Source organism: Flavobacterium filum DSM 17961, from assembly GCF_000425465.1.
GTDB classification, from domain to species: domain Bacteria; phylum Bacteroidota; class Bacteroidia; order Flavobacteriales; family Flavobacteriaceae; genus Flavobacterium; species Flavobacterium filum.
The window spans coordinates 21,403-40,440 of sequence record NZ_AUDM01000014.1 but is presented as its reverse complement, the minus strand read 5'-3'; the positions used below and the strand labels follow the sequence as shown (position 1 = coordinate 40,440).

At 34.1% G+C, this 19,038-nt stretch carries 15 protein-coding genes; 9 read left to right on the top strand and 6 right to left on the bottom strand.

Features of this window, described 5'->3' with window-relative positions; translation table 11 throughout:
* The first annotated feature begins 53 nt into the window (after nucleotides 1-53).
* Nucleotides 54-1,409 carry a hydroxymethylglutaryl-CoA synthase family protein gene (locus H601_RS0109835; RefSeq protein ID WP_026711363.1) on the top strand — a complete coding sequence of 452 codons (1,356 nt, stop codon included), beginning with the start codon at nucleotides 54-56 and terminating at the stop codon, nucleotides 1,407-1,409.
* Between the two features lies 1 nt (nucleotide 1,410).
* Here the strand turns inward: H601_RS0109835 and H601_RS0109830 are convergent, their stop codons facing one another.
* Entirely contained in the window at nucleotides 1,411-2,946 is a 1,536-nt protein-coding gene (locus H601_RS0109830) for a YifB family Mg chelatase-like AAA ATPase (RefSeq protein WP_026711362.1), read from the bottom strand.
* Nucleotides 2,947-3,019: 73 nt separating this feature from the next.
* On the opposite strand from H601_RS0109830, the gene H601_RS0109825 reads away from it, so the two are divergent.
* Nucleotides 3,020-3,751 (top strand): DUF2490 domain-containing protein, encoded by a 732-nt coding sequence (locus H601_RS0109825; RefSeq protein ID WP_026711361.1) that lies wholly within the window; start codon nucleotides 3,020-3,022, stop codon nucleotides 3,749-3,751.
* A gap of 67 nt (nucleotides 3,752-3,818) precedes the next feature.
* Entirely contained in the window at nucleotides 3,819-5,024 is a 1,206-nt protein-coding gene (locus H601_RS0109820) for a sensor histidine kinase (RefSeq protein WP_026711360.1), read from the top strand.
* Between the two features lie 60 nt (nucleotides 5,025-5,084).
* Here H601_RS0109820 and H601_RS0109815 read toward each other — a convergent pair whose 3' ends face one another.
* The 5 genes from H601_RS0109815 to lpdA all read right to left on the bottom strand — a co-directional run bounded on the left by H601_RS0109815 (nucleotide 5,085) and on the right by lpdA (nucleotide 11,778).
* On the bottom strand, nucleotides 5,085-7,070 hold the full coding sequence (locus tag H601_RS0109815) for a protein-disulfide reductase DsbD family protein (protein ID WP_026711359.1): 1,986 nt from the start codon (nucleotides 7,068-7,070) through the stop codon (nucleotides 5,085-5,087).
* Nucleotides 7,070-8,374, bottom strand: coding sequence for a tRNA lysidine(34) synthetase TilS (gene tilS, locus H601_RS0109810; protein WP_026711358.1), 1,305 nt, complete (start codon nucleotides 8,372-8,374; stop codon nucleotides 7,070-7,072). Before tilS ends, H601_RS0109815 begins: the two co-directional genes overlap by 1 nt.
* Nucleotides 8,375-8,411: 37 nt before the next feature.
* Complete coding sequence (locus H601_RS0109805) at nucleotides 8,412-9,701, bottom strand: anthranilate synthase component I family protein (protein WP_026711357.1); 1,290 nt, start codon at nucleotides 9,699-9,701, stop codon at nucleotides 8,412-8,414.
* Between the two features lie 14 nt (nucleotides 9,702-9,715).
* Entirely contained in the window at nucleotides 9,716-10,255 is a 540-nt protein-coding gene (locus H601_RS0109800; RefSeq protein ID WP_026711356.1) for an NADPH-dependent FMN reductase, read from the bottom strand.
* A gap of 119 nt (nucleotides 10,256-10,374) precedes the next feature.
* Entirely contained in the window at nucleotides 10,375-11,778 is a 1,404-nt protein-coding gene (gene lpdA, locus H601_RS0109795) for a dihydrolipoyl dehydrogenase (protein ID WP_026711355.1), read from the bottom strand.
* Nucleotides 11,779-12,045: 267 nt separating this feature from the next.
* On the opposite strand from lpdA, the gene pckA reads away from it, so the two are divergent.
* From pckA to gldI, 6 genes are all read left to right on the top strand, one after another.
* On the top strand, nucleotides 12,046-13,665 hold the full coding sequence (pckA, locus tag H601_RS0109790; protein WP_026711354.1) for a phosphoenolpyruvate carboxykinase (ATP): 1,620 nt from the start codon (nucleotides 12,046-12,048) through the stop codon (nucleotides 13,663-13,665).
* Nucleotides 13,666-13,788: 123 nt separating this feature from the next.
* Nucleotides 13,789-15,003, top strand: coding sequence for an RsmB/NOP family class I SAM-dependent RNA methyltransferase (locus H601_RS0109785; protein ID WP_026711353.1), 1,215 nt, complete (start codon nucleotides 13,789-13,791; stop codon nucleotides 15,001-15,003).
* A gap of 5 nt (nucleotides 15,004-15,008) precedes the next feature.
* Nucleotides 15,009-16,106, top strand: a complete 1,098-nt coding sequence (locus tag H601_RS0109780) for an endonuclease (protein WP_026711352.1) — start codon at nucleotides 15,009-15,011, stop codon at nucleotides 16,104-16,106.
* Nucleotides 16,107-16,169: 63 nt separating this feature from the next.
* A complete protein-coding gene (locus tag H601_RS0109775) occupies nucleotides 16,170-17,411 on the top strand; it encodes a voltage-gated chloride channel family protein (protein WP_026711351.1) in 1,242 nt (413 codons plus the stop codon).
* A 43-nt stretch (nucleotides 17,412-17,454) separates the two neighbouring features.
* Nucleotides 17,455-18,465: a DHH family phosphoesterase gene (locus H601_RS0109770; protein WP_026711350.1), complete on the top strand. Its 1,011-nt coding sequence runs from the start codon at nucleotides 17,455-17,457 to the stop codon at nucleotides 18,463-18,465.
* Nucleotides 18,465-19,034, top strand: a complete 570-nt coding sequence (gene gldI / locus H601_RS0109765; protein ID WP_026711349.1) for a gliding motility-associated peptidyl-prolyl isomerase GldI — start codon at nucleotides 18,465-18,467, stop codon at nucleotides 19,032-19,034. The genes H601_RS0109770 and gldI overlap by 1 nt, the downstream gene beginning before the upstream one ends.
* The last annotated feature ends 4 nt before the right edge of the window (nucleotides 19,035-19,038 follow it).

The window sequence follows — 19,038 nt, the reverse complement described above, 5'->3', positions numbered from 1 at the left end:
TCTATCCTCAATGAAGCACACTTTAATACTTTTGCTTCCTAAAAAGCATTAAAATGAACGTTGGCATCGATAGTATTTCTTTTGATATTCCTAAACTCTATTTACCTATTTCTACACTTGCTAATAAGCGAAATATTGAACCTGATAAATTGATAAAAGGTCTCGGTTTACACAAAATGAGTTTTCCTGATCAACATCAGGACGTGGTGACCTTCGCAGCAAATGCAGGTTTAAAATTAATTCAACAAGAAAATATCAATCCATCTGAAATAGCTCGAATATATATAGGTTCAGAAAGTGGTGTGGATAGTTCAAAACCAATAGCTTCCTATGTTTTATCTTTATTAGAAAGTAAAGTAGGAATCGGTTCGTTTCGAAATTGTGATGTGGTTGATTTAACTTTTGCTTGTATCGGTGGTGTCGATGCTCTACAAAATTGTTTGGATTATATTCGTCTAAATCCAACAAAAAAAGCAATTGTCATTGCATCAGATAATGCCAAATATGATTTAGAATCCAGTGGCGAATATACCCAAGGTGCCGGTGCAATAGCAATGCTGATTTCTTCCAACCCAAGAATTTTGAGTTTCTCCAATGAAATTGGTATTTCCACCGAAGGTGTTTTTGATTTCTTTAAACCTAGAAGAAGTTTTGCTAAATCAGAAATAACTAACTCTAAAGATAATCCGGAATGGTTTGGTGTGTTAGAAAATGAAGTTTCTATTTATAAAGAACAGCCTGTTTTTGATGGTCAATATTCCAACCAATGCTATATCAATCGAATTACGGAAGCTTACGAACATTTTAAAAAAGAAAGCCAACAAACCGGAAAAGTCTATGAAAATTGGGTTTCCATTTTGATGCATCTACCCTACTGTTTTCAGGGAAGAAGAACATTCATTGAAATTTATGCGAATGAAAATCCTGAATTACTCAATAATCAAATTGGCGAAACTGAAAAAGACAAACTAAAAGCATTGACTAAAAGTTCAGAATATTTAGAACTCATTAATCAAAAAATTTATCCTTCTGAAATTGCTTCCGGTCAAGTAGGAAATATTTATACCGGTTCTATTTTCCTTGGGTTACTTTCTTCCTTATGCTTCCACGCAAAACAAAACACCAATTTAGAAAACCAAAAAGTAGGATTCATTGCCTATGGTAGCGGCTCTAAATCAAAAATGTTTGAAGCTACGGTTTGCGAAAATTGGAAAACAGTTATCAATCAAATTCATCTCTTTGAAACATTAGAAAATAATCACTCGATTGATTTTGAAACGTATGAAAAATTGCATAAAAAAGAATTACAACATTCTGTTTTAGCACCCAAAAATGAATTTGTTTTAGTTTCTATCGAAAAAGAAAATCCGGTTTTGGTGGGTGCGAGGTATTATGAGTTTATTGAGTAAATCATCCCAACCACCCATCTCTATCCAAACTCCGATATTGTATTGCCTCTGCAATATGATTCGGTTTAATATTTTCTGCAGCTTCTAAATCAGCAATGGTTCGGGCGACTTTTAAGATTCTATCATACGCTCGTGCGGATAAATTCAATCGCTCCATGGCTGTTTTTAATAATTGTAAAGAAGTATCATCCAACACACAAAACTGACGAATGTATTTACTTCCCATTTGGGCATTGTAGTGTAAATTTTCAAATGTTTCAAATCGTTGAGATTGAATTTGTCTGGCTTGTGTAACCCGCTTTCTAATTTCTGAACTGCTTTCAGCTTTTCGAGTTTCGGTTAATTTTTCAAACGGAACCGGATTTACTTCAATATGAATATCAATTCTATCCAAAAGCGGACCCGAAATTTTACTCAAATAACGTTGCATTTCTGCCGGAGAAGTACTAACCGGAGCATCAGGATCGTTAAAATAGCCCCCCGGACTCGGATTCATACTCGCCACCAACATAAAAGAAGAAGGATAAGTAATCGTAAATTTTGCTCTGGAAATGGTTACTTCTCTGTCCTCCAAAGGCTGACGCATGACTTCTAAGACTTCACGTTTAAACTCCGGTAATTCATCTAAAAACAAAACACCGTTATGGGCCAATGAAATCTCACCCGGTTGAGGATAACTTCCACCTCCTACTAAGGAAACCGAGGAAGCCGTATGATGTGGACTTCTAAATGGCCGTTGACTCATCAATCCGGCATCTTTAATTTTTCCGGCAACAGAATGAATTTTGGTGGTTTCCAAGGCTTCCTTCATCGTCATCGGTGGCAAAATACTCGGCATTCGTTTAGCTAACATGGTTTTTCCAGAACCAGGTGGTCCAATTAATATGATGTTATGACCTCCGGCAGCCGCAATTTCCATACAACGTTTGATTCCCTCCTGCCCTTTTACATCCGAAAAATCAAATTCCGGAAAATCTAATGTTTTTGAAAACTCCGTTTGTGTATCAATAACAGTTGGTTCTAAATCGCCTCTTCCTTCAAAAAAGTCAATGACTTGTAAAACATTTTCTACTCCGTAAACATCCAATCCTTCCACAATGGCGGCTTCTTTTACGTTTTGAATCGGAAGAATAAATCCTTTATAGCCCTCTTCTTTCGCTTTAATGGCAATTGACAATGCACCTTTTATAGGTTGTAATCCACCATCCAATGAAAGTTCTCCCATAATGATGTACCGATCTAATTCCTCCGCTTGAATTTGTCCGGTAGCAACCAAAATACCAATAGCAATCGTAAGGTCATAAGCAGAACCCTCTTTCCGCATATCAGCCGGAGCCATATTGATGGTGATTTTTTTAACCGGTAAAGAATAATTGTTGTTTTTTAGAGCGGCAGCAATGCGGTAACTGCTCTCTTTGATGGCATTGTCGGGCAATCCGACCAAGTGGTAGCCCACTCCTTTGTCAATATTTACTTCAACTGTAATCGTGGTGGCTTCAACGCCGAAAACGGCACTTCCAAATACTTTAACTAACATGGCGTATACATTTAATGTTACAAATATCACAAATTGATTTGAATAATTACTTTAATTTTGAAAAAAAAATTAAATGTGTAGTTCCAAATATCTCAAAATAGTATTGATTTTACTTTTACCCGCCTTTACTTTTTCACAAAATAAAATCACTGAAAAGCAACAAATTTGGTTGGGATATATCACACAAACTAAATTGACTAATCATCTTTCATGGTGGAATGATGCTCATTGGGTACCGGAGAGTTTTGGTATAGTTCGAACGGGATTAACTTATCATTTTGGAAAAAAAAAACAATTTACTACTACACTTGGATATGCCTTTGCTGAATTTTATCCACCCGAAGGAAAATCAACATTTAGACCGGAGCATCGACCTTGGGGACAATCAACTTATCAACATCAATCTAATTCCTTTACTTTTTTACTTCGATTACGATATGAAGCTCGTTATAGAGAAATTATTGTGGATGATAATTTACAAAATGAATTTAATTTCAATTATCGGTTTCGCTATTTGTTGCAAATGCGTTACTTTTTCAAAACAGAAAAAACCGGCAAACTATTTCTTACCGCTTTAGATGAATTACTTTTTAATGCCGGTAATGAAATTAAAAATGGCTTTCGATTGGACCAAAACAGAATTTCTGCCGGACTTGGATATCAATATAAAAATGTGACATTTCAACTAGCATACATGAATCAATTGATTGAATCGAATGTAGATAATACATTTAAATTGAACCACAATCTTCAATTTTTAGTTTTTCATAATTTTGATATAAGAAAAAAACAAATTAAAAAGTAAGTTTTTAAAACCATTGTTTGTGTTTTTTCGTAATTGGTGAAACCAATGAACATTAAATACACAAACTATGTTAACAGATTCAACCTACACAAAAGAAATTCAAAGAGTCAATGCCTTAAAAAGTTATTCAATTCTCGATACTCAGCCTGAAAAAGACTTTGATGATATTGCAGAATTAGCCTCACAAATTTGTCAAGTTCCCATTTCTGCCATTACGTTAATGGATAAAGACCGGCAATGGTTTAAATCAAAAGTAGGATTTGAAACCAATGAAATTCCTCGTGAAGAAGCATTTTGCAATCATTTAATGAATACAGAAGCTACTAAAATTGAGGTGCAAAATATGCATAAGGATAATAATTTCAATACGAATCCATATGTTGCAGGAGAGCCAAAAATTGCCTTTTATGCAGGAGTTTTATTGATTGATCCGGATGGTTATACATTAGGAAGCTTATGTGTGTATGATTTAGAACCCAAAAAGTTGACTGATTTTCAATTAAATGCTCTTGAAAAATTAGCCAACCAAGTCATTCAATTATTGGAATTGAGAAAGAAAAATGCTCAATTAGAAGAAAATAATGCCAGTTTAATGTCAAAATACAATGAATTAGAACAGTTTGCCAGAGTAGTTTCACATGATATAAAATCACCTTTAAATAATATTATTTCCCTAACAAATTTATTTCAAGAAGAATACGGCAACCAAATTGATGAAGCCGGAAACGAATATTTGGAATATATTTCGAAGTCTTCATTAGAATTGAAAAATTTTGTAGACGCTATTTTGATTTATTATAAAAGTGATACTATCAATACATCAGAAAAAGAAAAAATTGATTGGAAAGTTTTGTTTTCAAAAACTATTTCAATTTTAGACCCTAAAAATGAATATGAAATTACTTATCCATCTTTTGAATCGGTGGAATTATATTCTAATAAAATGGCAATGGAACAAATAATTTCCAATTTATTGAGTAATAGCATCAAATACAACGATAAAGAAAAGATCAAAATACAAATTGAATTAGAAGAAACCTCATCTGAAATACGATTAGCAATAAAGGATAACGGAATAGGAATTGCGAAAGAAGATTGCGAAAAAGTATTTTCATTTTTTACAACCTTGGGTAAAAAAGATCGCTTTGATAATGTCGGAACCGGAATTGGACTTTCAACTGTGCAAAAAATGGTTCACAAATTAGACGGTAGAATTGAATTAGAATCTGAAATTGGAGAAGGTTCTACTTTTACATTATATTTCAAAAAATAGTTAGTGAATTAGTTTACGTATTTAAATCGAAAAAGCCACTCTAAATGTGGCTTTTTGTATTTATTTTTTAAACTTGTCAATTCCGTTTCGTAACCATTTTTCGTATAAATCGATGTCTGGGTCATAACTTGCCGGTTCATCAGAAAGGGTATTTCCTTCAGTATCTAAAATCAAATAATACGGCTGAGCATTGGCTTTGTATTTAGTAATTTGAAAATCACTCCATTTGTTCCCGATGGTTTTGATTTTTTTGCCGGTTTCTTTGGAAACATATTTTTCGTTTTCAGCTAATTCCTTTTTGTCATCAACATATAAAGAAATTAAAACCACTTCATTTTTTAAAATAGAAAGTATTTTTTTATCTGACCAAACATAGTCTTCCATTTTACGGCAATTCACACATGCATATCCCGTAAAATCAAGTAAAATAGGTTTATTTATTTGTTTGGCATAAGCCAATCCATCCTCGTAATCATGAAAAGCAATAATTCCGTGCGGACCGGAATGAGCTCCTTTTGGCAAAGCTCCTGAATCTGATGAACCTCCTCCTCCACTCCCAATTCCGGTTGGACTTTCACTATAATTTAGTGGTGGTGGAAAACCTGAAATTATCTTTAATGGTGCTCCCCAAAGTCCGGGAATCATATAAATGGTGAAACTCAATACAAACAATCCCATAAATAATCTTCCAACGGAAATATGTGTGAGCGGACTATCATGAGGTAATGTAATTTTTCCGAATAAATATAAAGCCCAAGCTCCAAAAACGGCAATCCAAATCGCTAAAAAGGTTTCTCTTTCAAACCAATGTAATTGCAAAACCAAATCGGCATTGGATAAAAATTTAAACGCAAAAGCTAATTCTAAAAAACCAAGTGAAACTTTTACCGTATTTAACCATCCGCCCGATTTTGGTAAGGAATTCATCCAACCCGGAAATAATGCAAATAACATAAATGGCAATGCGATGGCTGATGAAAATCCTAACATTCCTACAATTGGAGCAATTCCGCCTTTGGAAGCCGCTTCTACAATCAAGGTTCCCACAATTGGTCCGGTACAAGAAAAGGAAACAATGGCTAACGCCAATGCCATAAAAAAGATACCAATTATTCCTCCTCTGTCCGCTTGACGATCGACTTTATTGGCCCAAGAATTAGGTAATACAATTTCGAATGCACCTAAAAATGAAGCAGCAAAAAAGACTAATAATCCAAAGAAAATAACGTTAAATGCCACACTCGTAGATAATTCATTCAATGAATCAGCTCCAAAGATTCCAGTAATTGCAGAACCTAAGGCTACATAAATTACGATGATTGAAATCCCATAAATGATGGCATTTTTAATTCCTTTGGCTCTGTCCTTGCTTTGTTTGGTGAAGAAACTCACGGTCATGGGTATCATTGGAAACACACATGGAGTCAATAATGCCGCAAAACCAGAGAAAAAGGCGATGATGAAAATGGTCCAAAGACCTTTTTGTTCTTCTTTTTTTGTTTCTTTATATATTTCGGTTTTTAATTCTTTTGAAGAAATATTCTTTTCGGCATTCACATTAACCTCAACAGAATCAATAGTTTCAACAACATTCTCTTTTCCAGGAAGTTGAAATTCAAAATTTTTAAATTGCTGAATACATTGTTCCAAGCATGCTTGGTATTCTACCTCAACTTTAATCGACTTTAAAGTAGGATTCGTAACTTTTACTAGTTGTGAAAATTGAGCTGAACCTTCAAACATGTATTCATCTACTTCGAAAATTTCGCTGTAAACTTTTTTATATTTACTTTCTGTTGTTTTACCGATTAATTGATAATTTCCTTTTGTATCGTTATAAATGAATACAGTTGGCAAAGAACCACCATCGGGAGTAAACTGTGAGAAAAAGTGCCAATCCTTTTGAATAGTTGCATCAAATTTTAAAAGAAATTCGGTATCTGATTTTTTTTCAATCGAAGTCTTCCATTTTACCGGATCTAAAATTTGTGCTTGTGTAATGGTTATTACAAAAAAGGAAAGTAAAGTAAAAAATAAATTCTTCATTATACTAATTGAATTTTTAGGATAGTTTGTGTGTTTTCGGTTATTTTAAATCGTACGTCCATTCGTTTTCCAACAAGCCAAACAATTTGATTTTTAGAACATAAAAGCCAAGTATTTCTCTTTTCGATCAGTGAAAATTTTTCGTCTTTAAAAAATTTACTCAACTTCTTTTTACCGTACATTCCAAAAGGGTAAAAATAATCACCTTCTTGCCATTTTCTAAGTTGTAAAGGAAACTTTAACGCATCTGCATCAACAAAGATAGTCTTTGTATCGGATTTTCCAATTTCACTTACATAACTTAACCGCATCTTTAAGGGAAAATTAAGTTCTGATTGGTTTTTATTAATAAAATATTCATCAAAAATTCTATCAGTTTTTGGTTCTATAATCAATGTTTCTCTGTCTTTTAGTAGACGAAAGTGTTCTGAAAAAATTTGTTTACCGGATTGAGCATTCACTAAATCATAAATATCTTGCCAAGCTGAAAATCCGAAAGGTTTCAGCCATTGATACAAATACGATTGATAATTAGGTAATTGCAGTAAATCGTTCAAATTGATTTTCTTTTGATTAGCAACATCTTGAACTACTTTTCGATACACAATTCGCGAAGCATCATCCACCAAACTTTGAGCTTGTTTGAGATTTTGAATGGTATTTTCAAACGAATCTAAAAAACTTGGATTCAACTCTTTTAAAAGGGGAACCACATGATGACGAATTTTATTTCGAAGATATTTATCCGAAGCATTACTGGAATCTTCTCGCCATTTTAACTGATTTTCGTTGGCAAATGTTTCAATTTCATCTCTGGAAAAAATCAATAACGGTCGAATAATTTTATCATTTTGGGAGGGAATTCCGGTGAGTCCATCCAAACCTGTTCCGCGAGAAAAATGGATTAAAAAAGTTTCCAATTGATCGTCTAAATGATGTGCAGTGGCTACAAAATCGAAATTTTCTTTGGCTAACAATTCATAAAACCATTCGTATCGCAACTTTCTGGCAGCGACCTGAATAGATAATTTTTCGTCTTCAACAAATTGCTGGGTATCAAATTTTTGAAAAAATCCCTGAATGGAATTTGCTTCACAATAGGATTTTACAAAATTTTCATCTTCATCACTTTCAACTCCCCTAAGTTGAAAATTGCAATGAGCCACCGCAAATTCTATATTTGTTTTTGAAATTAAATCCAACAAAACCATGCTGTCCAAACCACCACTCACTGCAATGAGTAATTTTGCCTTTTGCAGAAAAGGAAATTGTGCTGAAAGATGATTTTGGAATTTTGAAAGCATGCTCAAAAGTAAGGAATTTTATGGGAATGAAATAAATCTATTTCAACACCTCAAACATGGCCTTCGCTTTCAACAAGCATTCTTCATATTCGACTTCGGGAGTGGCTTCGGAAGTAATAGCACTACCCACTGAAAAAGATACATATTGATTTTTAGCATTATATAAAATGCTACGAATGACAACATTAAAATCAAAATCGCCATGGGGCGTAAAATAGCCAACTGCACCACTATAGAGTCCGCGTTTGGTTTCTTCTAATTCTTCTATAATTTTCATAGCCGAAATTTTTGGAGCTCCGGTCATGCTGCCCATCGGGAAAGTCGTTTTGATAATTTCTACAGCAGAAGTAGTATTTTCCACTTGAGAAACAACCGTTGAAATCATTTGATGAACTTGTTTAAAGGTATAAATGCCACATAATTCTTCTACCTCAACCGAACCTTTCGTAGATGTTCGTGATAAATCATTGCGAACCAAATCAACAATCATAATATTTTCGGCACGCTCTTTTGGATTATTTTCTAAATCAACTTTAGATTGCTCATCTAAAATGGGGTATGAATTTCTTCTGGCAGTACCTTTTATGGGTTGGGAAATTACTTTTGCACCTTTCTTTTTTAAATACCTTTCAGGCGAAGCCGATAATAAATACTGATGATAATTTTTAAAATAAACCGCAAAAGGTGGTTGTGAAATGGCGTTGAGCTTATGGTAAATTTCGATTGGATTAATAGTTGCGTCTTTCGCAAAAAATTCCATACAAAAATTGGCTTCATAAATGTCGCCGTGATGAATGTATTCAAGCATTTTTGAAACTTTTTGAAGATAAGCTTCTTTTGAAATGCGTTGCTGGATTTTAATTTCTCGCAAAGTCGCAAAGTCGCAAATTGAATTCGTATTAGAAATTGCTGAGAAATCTTCCTCTAATTCATCATCACACAAATTCAGATACTGCATTTCAACATGATTTTCTTTCAAAAAAAACAATTTCTTAGGTTGAAAGAAAAACAAATCCGGGAATGCTAACCCGTCAAAATTTTTAGAGGTCAAAGCTTCGGTATCATTTTTTAAATCGTACGACAAATAACCGAACAGCCAATCTTGCGTTTTACTTTGGTATTGATGTAAATCATCAAAAGCATTGTAAAAATCAGTTTTGATGGATGTAAAAGCATCCACAGCCAAAACTACCTCATAATTGGAATACTTTTGATGGTACTGGTTCGAATCCAAGAAAACAACTTCTCGAAATTGCTCACTCCAATGCAACAACTTCATTTTGAATTCTTGCGGATTTTCGATAGTAAAAACTTTTGAAGCTCTCAACATTAGGGTATTATTTACTGCAATCCGGCCTCAAATTGATGTAATTTTTCAATTACTTCTTTATTCATCGTAGGGTTGGATATTTTTTTATCCTCAATTGAAAAATTTTCATTAAATGACGCTAAGGCATGCGTATCTATAATTTCAGCACCAAATCGAGGAAGCATATTTTTAACCACTTCTAGTGAACTCATTCCGCCACGAGCTCCATTTGAAGTACTTAATAAAAATATTTTTTTACCTTCTAAAAACTTTCTGTCTAATCGGGATAACCAATCCAACACATTTTTAAAAAAGGCAGAAGGGTTACTATTGTGTTCGTTCACAGAAATAATGATACCTTTTGAAGCCTGAATGTGTTTGTATATTTGATTGATTGAGGATGGAAATCCGTTATCGCGTTGTTCATCCTCACTGTAAATTACCAAATCCATGTCGGATAATTTGAATAATTCAAACGAAGTATCTTTAAGTTGCGTAGTTAAATAAGTAACCAATTGATGGTTTATAGAGGTGGAAGAATTGCTTCCGGCGAAGGCAAGGATGGTTGACATAGAAAATATTTTTTTGTAAAATTACTGAAGAAATTTTGGATTACAATTTTAAATTTTTGAAATCATAAAAAACCCCGAAAAGCTATCTCTTCAGGGTTTTTCTATCTTAAACTTATTCTTTAAACATGCAAAGCTCTATTATCCGTAGCCGCTAAAGCTGCTTCTTTTATTGCTTCTGCAAAGGTGGGATGAGCATGACTCATTCTTGAAATATCTTCGGCACTAGCTCTAAATTCCATAGCAGTAACCGCTTCTGCAATTAAATCGGCACAACGCGGTCCAATCATGTGAACCCCTAAAACTTCATCGGTTTTGGCATCGGTTAAGATTTTCACAAATCCGTCTGTATCGCCACCGGCTCTTGCTCTTCCTAAGGCTTTGAATGGAAAACTTCCTGATTTGAAAGCAACACCTTCCTCTTTTAATTGTTCTTCTGTTTTTCCAACAGCGGCAACTTCAGGCCAAGTATACACTACACCCGGAATCAAATTATAATCGATATGTGGTTTTTGTCCGGCTAAAATTTCTGCTACCATTACGCCTTCTTCTTCCGCTTTGTGAGCTAACATGGCTCCACGAACAACATCGCCAATGGCATAAATGTTTGAAGCAGATGTTTGTAAATGATTGTTTATTTCAATCTGACCTCTATCCGTAACTTTTACACCGGCTTTTTCGGCATTCAATCCATCGGTATAAGGTCTTCTTCCCACAGAAACCAAGCAATAATCACCTTCTAAAGATAAGATTTCTCCTTTTGGCGTTTCGGCTTCCACAGTAACGGCTTTACCTTTTCTGGTTACTGATTTAACTTTATGGGAAGTATAGAATTTCATACCTTGCTTTTTCAACACTTTAGTCAATTCTTTCGATAATGACGCATCCATTCCGGGAATAATTCTGTCCATGAATTCCACCACAGAAACTTGTGCTCCTAAACGAAGGTACACTTGACCCAATTCAATTCCGATAACACCACCTCCAATGATAACTAAATGTTTTGGAACTTCTTTTAATTTTAATGCTTCCGTAGAAGTGATTACACGTTCTTTATCTAAGGAAATAAATGGCAGATTCGAAGGTTTTGAACCCGTTGCAATAATGGAATATTTGGCTTCAATCGTTTCAGATGAACCATCATTTTTGGTTACTTTCACGTGGGTAGCATCTTCAAACGAACCAACTCCTTCAAAAACGGTAATTTTATTTTTATCCATCAAAAACTTAATTCCGCCTGTAGTTTGATCCACCACAGCTTGTTTTCGACCAATCATTTTTTCAAGGTTAAGTTTCACTTTTCCAACTTCGATACCGTGCTCTTCAAAGTGAGCCACTGCATCGTGATAGTGATGAGAAGAAGAAAGTAACGCTTTAGAAGGAATACAGCCTACATTTAGACAAGTTCCGCCCAAAACCGAGTATTTTTCGATAATTGCAGTTTTAAATCCTAATTGTGCACAACGGATGGCGGCAACATATCCGCCAGGTCCTGAACCGATTACGGCCACGTCAAATTGACTCATATATTTTTATTTAGTAGTTGAAAATCAGTTAAACGATTGCAAAATTACGAATGTTTTTTGTGACTTCTATAGATTGAATTGTGAAACTTTAGCTAATTTGCTATAGTTCAATCAAACATTTAATAAAGAATTGATTTTCAATAATTAACATTGAAAACGTTTTCGTAGATTTCTTCCAAAAATGATATTTATCAGGTTTATTTAAAGTCTAAAGTCGGAAATTTGATTCAGAAATAAATGAAATCACAACCTTAATAATCAACTACTATGAAAAACATTAAAGTCATTCAGGAACTTCACGATTTAGGAATCACCGGATACCATGAAGTAGTGTACAATCCTTCTTATGAAGAATTGTTTCAAGCAGAGACTTCTCACATGAGAAAAGGATATGAAAAAGGTGCTTTAACCGATACTGGTGCTGTTGCCGTGAAAACAGGAATTTTTACCGGACGTTCACCTAAAGACAGATATATTGTAAAAGATGAAATTACGAAAGATACCATTTATTGGGATGACAAAGTAAACTTTCCAACCTCACAAGAAGTGTACAGTGAATTGAAATCATTGGTTTTAAAACAGCTTTCTACTTCCAAAAAATTATATGTGGTAGATGCTTTTTGTGGAACCAATCCAGACACCCGTTTGAAAGTGCGTTTTGTAATGGAAGTAGCTTGGCAAGCTCATTTTGTAACCAATATGTTCATTAGACCTTCTATTTATGAACTAGAAAATTTTGGTAAACCTGATTTTATTGTGATGAATGGTTCTAAAACCACCAATCCGAATTGGAAAGAACACAGTTTAAATTCTGAAAATTTCATTGTTTTTAATTTGACTGAAAGAATTCAAATTATTGGTGGAACCTGGTATGGTGGCGAAATGAAAAAAGGAATGTTTGCAATGATGAATTATTATCTTCCTTTAAAAGGAATGGCTTCCATGCACTGCTCTGCCAATGTGGGTGAAGAAGGCGATGTTGCCGTTTTCTTCGGTTTATCCGGAACTGGAAAAACCACTTTATCTGCCGACCCAAAACGCTATTTGATTGGTGATGATGAACACGGCTGGGATAATAATGGCGTTTTTAATTATGAAGGGGGATGTTATGCTAAAGTTATCGATTTAAGTGAAGAAAACGAACCCGATATTTGGAGAGCCATCAAACGTGATGCTTTGCTAGAAAATGTGGTGGTAAATGAATATGGCGAAGTGGATTATTACGATCATTCCATTACCGAAAATTCAAGAGTTTCTTATCCCATTTATCACATCAACAAAATCGTACTTCCTTCTAAAGCCGGACATGCGAAGAAAATTATTTACTTATCAGCCGATGCATTTGGGGTGTTGCCTCCGGTTTCTATATTAGACGACGACCAAGCTCAATACCATTTCTTATGCGGTTACACATCAAAATTAGCCGGAACAGAAAGAGGAATTACTGAGCCACAACCTTCTTTCTCTCCTGCCTTTGGTGAAGCATTTTTAACCTTACACCCAACGATGTATTCTAAAACCTTAATTGGAAAAATGAAAGAACACGGAGCCAAAGCCTATTTAGTAAACACAGGATGGAACGGAACCGGAAAACGAATTTCATTGAAAAACACGCGTGCCATAATTGATGCTATTATAAACGGTGAAATTGACAAAATGGAAACAAAACACATTCCGTTCCTAAATTTAACTATTCCGGTTGAATTGCCAAATGTTGACAAAGGCATTTTAGACCCAAGAGATACGTATAAAACAGAAGAAGAATGGGAAGTGAAAGCCAAAGATTTAGCTACTCGATACATTAAAAACTTTGAGCAATACACCAATACTGAAGAAGGTAAAAAATTGGTGTATGCCGGACCAACATTAGAAACGGTTTTAGCCTAACTTAATTTAACTAACGTAACTTTTTCAAATCCTGACCGTTTTTCTGTCAGGATTTGATTTTTTTAACGATAAATATTCTCTTGACTCAGAATATGTAGTACCTTTGCGGGCTATTTTATTGAAATGAGATTACATAGAAATTTAGTTTACACTACCATTGACTCGTTGAATGCTATTTTCAACGAAGGTGAATATGCCGATAAAGTGGTAGCAAGAGCTTTAAAAAAGGACAAACGTTGGGGAAGTTCCGACAGAAAGTTTGTTGCAGAAACCATCTACGAAATTGTGAGATGGAAGCGTTTATATGCTGAAATTGCCGAAGTAAAAGAACCTTATGACCGTGATGATTTATGGCGAATGTTTGCTACTTGGGCTGTTCTTCGAGGATTTACTATTCCCGATTGGAGACAATTGGAAGGAACACCACAACGCAAAATCAAAGGTCGTTTTGATGAATTATCAAAAATCAGAAAATACCGTGAATCTATTCCGGATTGGATGGATGAGTTGGGTGTAAAAGAATTAGGCGAAGAACTTTGGACCAAAGAAATTGCGGCTCAAAATCAGCAAGCTCAAGTAATTCTTCGTGTAAATACCTTAAAAACTACAAAAGAAAAATTACGTGCCATTCTAATGGATTTAGAGATTGCTACGGATTTTTTAAAAGACCAACCCGATGCTTTAGTATTGAAAGAAAGAGCCAATGTTTTTTTAACCGATGCGTTTAAAGAAGGTTTATTTGAGGTGCAAGATGCCAGTTCACAACTAGTTGCCGCGTTTTTAGATGTAAAACCCGGAATGCGAGTGGTTGATACGTGTGCAGGAGCCGGCGGAAAAACATTACACATGGCTTCGTTAATGCAAAACAAAGGTCAGCTAATTGCGATGGATTTATACGAAAGTAAATTGAAGCAATTGAAACTTCGTGCCAAACGAAATGGAGCTTTTAATATCGAATACAGAATTATTGATTCGACAAAAGTCATCAAAAAATTATATGACAAAGCGGACAGAGTTTTAATTGATGCTCCTTGTAGCGGATTGGGTGTTTTAAAACGAAATCCGGACAGCAAATGGAAATTGCAACCCGAATTTATTGACAACATTCGCAAAGTGCAAGCCGAAGTTTTAGAAAGTTATTCCAGAATTGTAAAGCCCGGCGGAAAGTTAGTTTACGCCACTTGTTCTGTCTTACCTTCTGAAAATCAAGAACAAGTTAAGCATTTCTTAACAACCGAAAACGGAAAAAACTTTACCTTTGTAAAAGATCACAAAATTTTAGCCTCAGAATCTGGTTTTGATGGGTTTTATATGGCCTTATTAGAACGAAAATTATAATTACTATGAAATTTAAAATTACCTTTTTATTCATTTTTTCAACACTTATTGCACTTGCTCAACCACCAGCTGGATATTATAATTCAGCTACCGGAACCGGATTTACATTAAAAACACAATTGTACGATATCATCAAAGATCATAACGACCAAGGATATAATATGATTGATAATTTTTTTCCAATTGCCGATTTAGATGTTTATTATGAAAATGATAATACAATTTTAGACATTTATTCTGAACGACCAACTGCTCAAGACCCATATAATTTTCTGGTATCCAATGCATGTGGAAACTACAGTGGCGAAGGAGATTGTTATAACAAAGAGCATGTGATTCCTCAATCTGTATTTAGTTCAAACACTCCAATGAGAGGTGATGCTCATCATTTATTACCAACTGATGGTCGCGTAAATGGTTTCAGAGGAAATTATCCTTACGGAATTGTCGGTTCCAATTTAATTTCTCAATCAGGTATTTCTAACCCAACTATGAATGGTTCTAAAGCAGGAAACGGTATTAATACCGGAATTGCAGCAGGTTTCTCGGGAGTCGTTTTTGAACCAATTAATGAGTTTAAAGGTGACATTGCACGCATTTATTTTTACTTTGTTACCCGATATGAAAATTTAGTTGCCAATTGGTCATCGTATGCCATGTTTGATGGAAGCTCGAATAAAGCAATTGCAGATCCTTTTTTGGCTATTTTATATGAATGGCACATTAATGACCCTGTTTCGCAAAAAGAAATTGATCGAAATAATGATGTTTTCCAATACCAAGGAAACAGAAATCCATACATTGATAATCCGCAATGGGTACAATCTGTTTGGGGTAATTTTTTATCTACACCAACGTTTAATGAGACAATGCAAGTGAGTGTTTATCCCAATCCAACCTATTCAAATGCGGTAATTATTGAAAGTGAAAAGGATATTTCTGAAGTTAACTTATTCAATTTAAATGGACAACTTGTTCTAAAAGTGCAAAAACCAAATCGAATGAATAATCAATATCGATTTGAAAATTTAACAAGTGGTTTTTATCTTTTAAAAATAAACGCTGAAAACGAAAGTGTCACAAAAAAGTTAATTGTAAATTAAAATATAGTAAAAACCTTCTCCAATGAGAAGGTTTTTTTATACTTTTAAACTTTAAATTTTAGCATGCAAAAAGTTTTCAATCAACTGATAAAATGGACTATTCTTTGTCTAATCATTGGAATTCTATCCGGATTAGCTTCTGGATTTTTTCTGTATAGTTTAGAATTAGTCACCCAACTCAGAGAAGAAAATCTATGGATTATTGCTTTTTTACCACTAGGTGGATTGTTAATTGGCTTTAGTTATCACAAATATGGAACGGTAGCAGTAAAAGGCAATAATTTAATTTTTGACGAATACAACCATCCGCAAAAAAAAATACCATTCATCATGTTTCCTTTGGTGCTTTTCGGAACATTAATTACCCATTTATTTGGCGGTTCTGCCGGTCGTGAAGGAACAGCAGTACAAATGGGAGCTGTTATTGCAGACCAATGCAAACGTTGGTTTACCGTTTCTTCGGAAGAACGAAGAATACTTCTTATTTGCGGAATTAGTGCCGGATTTGCTTCTGTTTTTGGCACTCCTTTAGCAGGAGCAATTTTTGCAATAGAAGTATTATTTTTTAGTAAAGTTAAATTCAAAAGCATTTTACCCTCCTTTTTGGTTGCTTATATTGCCTTTTATACCGTAGAGTTTTTACCCATTCATCATACCCATTATGCTATTCCAACCCTCCCTGAACTTTCATTGGAAACGATAGGTTGGTCTATTTTAGTTGGAATACCTTTTGGATTGACAGCTATGCTTTTTTCAAAATCTACACATGCTTGGCATCATCTATTCAAAAAATATATTCATTTTCCTCCTTTGCGTCCTTTTATTGGTGGAATAATGATTGCTTCCGTAGTATTTTTCATGGGTTCAACCAAATTTATTGGACTGGGAATTCCAACTATTTTAGATGCTTTTCAAAACCAACAAATCATTTATATTTTTTTGTTAAAAATCCTTTTTACCGGATTTACACTTGGAGCGGGTTTCAAAGGAGGTGAGGTAACTCCCCTATTTTTCATTGGAGCAACTTTAGGAAGTTTTTTGTCAACTCTTGTACCTTTGCCGGTAGCACTTTTGGCCGGAATGGGTTTTGTTGCCGTTTTTGCGGGTGCTACTCACACTCCTATTGCTTGTACAGTCATGGGTATTGAACTATTTGGAATTGAAGCAGGTGTTTATCTGATGTTAGCGTGTTCAATAGCTTACTTTTTTTCAGGTGAAATAGGAATTTATACCTCACAATTAGTGGAAGGTCCAAAAAGGAAACTATACAATAAATTTCGTAGAAAAATAATAGAAGACTTGTAACGAAATTTTCATTATTCTGAGAAAAAAAGTACCTTCGCAAGCTATGGAATTATATCAAATAGAGGAATTAAAAAAATTACTCGAAAAGCCAAAAAAAATTGCCATTATCCCTCATCGCAATCCTGATGGGGATGCTATGGGTTCTTCTTTGGCTTTATACAATTTTTTACTGAAATTAAACCATCAGCCAACTGTAATCTCACCAAATGAATTTCCTGATTTTTTGGCTTGGTTACCAAATTCAGAAAAGGTATTAACTTTTGAAAAAGATAAAGCTCACACCACAGAAGTGCTAAAATCTGCTGAACTCATTTTTACATTAGATTTTAACGCCTTGCATCGAACAGGAGAAATGGAAAAAGTATTGGCTGAATTGAAAGTTCCTTTTGTTATGATTGACCATCATCAAGCTCCTGATGATTATGCTTTAGTTACGTTTTCTGATACCAATTATGGTTCTACTTGTGAAATGGTTTTTGATTTCATTTCTGATTTGAATCAAAAAAATCTAATCGATACAACAATTGCAACGTGCATTTATACCGGAATTGTAACTGATTCTGGCTCGTTTAAATTTCCTAAAACAACTGCAAAAACACATCGTATTGTGGCAGATTTAATTGATGCCGGTATTAATAATTCAGAAATTCATCACTTATTGTTTAATAATAATTCGTATGAAAGTCTTCAATTACTCGGAAAAGCATTGCAAAATATGAAAGTACTTAAGTCGCATAAAACTTCGTATATCACGTTAACCCAAGAGGAATTAGATCAATTTCACTTCAAAAAAGGAGATACGGAAGGAATTGTAAACTCTGGCCTTTCGATTAAAAATGTAATTCTAACTGCCATTTTTATTGAAAACAAGGAAGAAGGTATTATCAAAATTTCATTACGTTCAACGGAAGATTTTGATGTAAATGAATTAGCAAGATTACATTTTAATGGTGGTGGTCATATCAATGCGGCTGGAGGAAAATCTTTTGATTCCATGAAAGAAACTATTTTGCGTTTTGAAGAAATTGTACGTAATCATCCAAATTTGAAATAATGAAAAATAAAATAGTTTTATTTGGATTTCTTTTTGGCTTACTTTTTGTCATTGGTTGTCAAGAACAAGAAGCTAGAAGACCTATAAAAAAATCAACGGGAAGTTTTATCAAAGAATCTATTCAACGCAACAAAAAATTGATTGCTTTGGAAGAAAAGAAAATAGATTCAATCATAAAGAAAAATCCTGACAAAGAATTTATTGCTTCTAAAAAAGGGTATTGGTATAGTTATGAGATTAAAAATGAAACCGATACATTAAAACCTAAATTTGGAGACATCGTAAAATTTGATTACGAAATATATGATTTAAATGACAATATTATTTATACCGCTTTAGAATTGAGACCTCAAAAGTATTATGTTGACAAACAAGAAATTATGATTGGATTACGAGATGCAATCAAACTAATGCATAAAAATGAAAAGATAATGTTTTTATTTCCTTCTCATTTGGCCTTTGGCTATATTGGAGATAAAAACAGAATTGGTCCAAATGTGCCAATTAAATGTATTGTTACTGTTAATGAAATTATTCACGAAAAAGATATTACCAACAAAACTAACTAATATA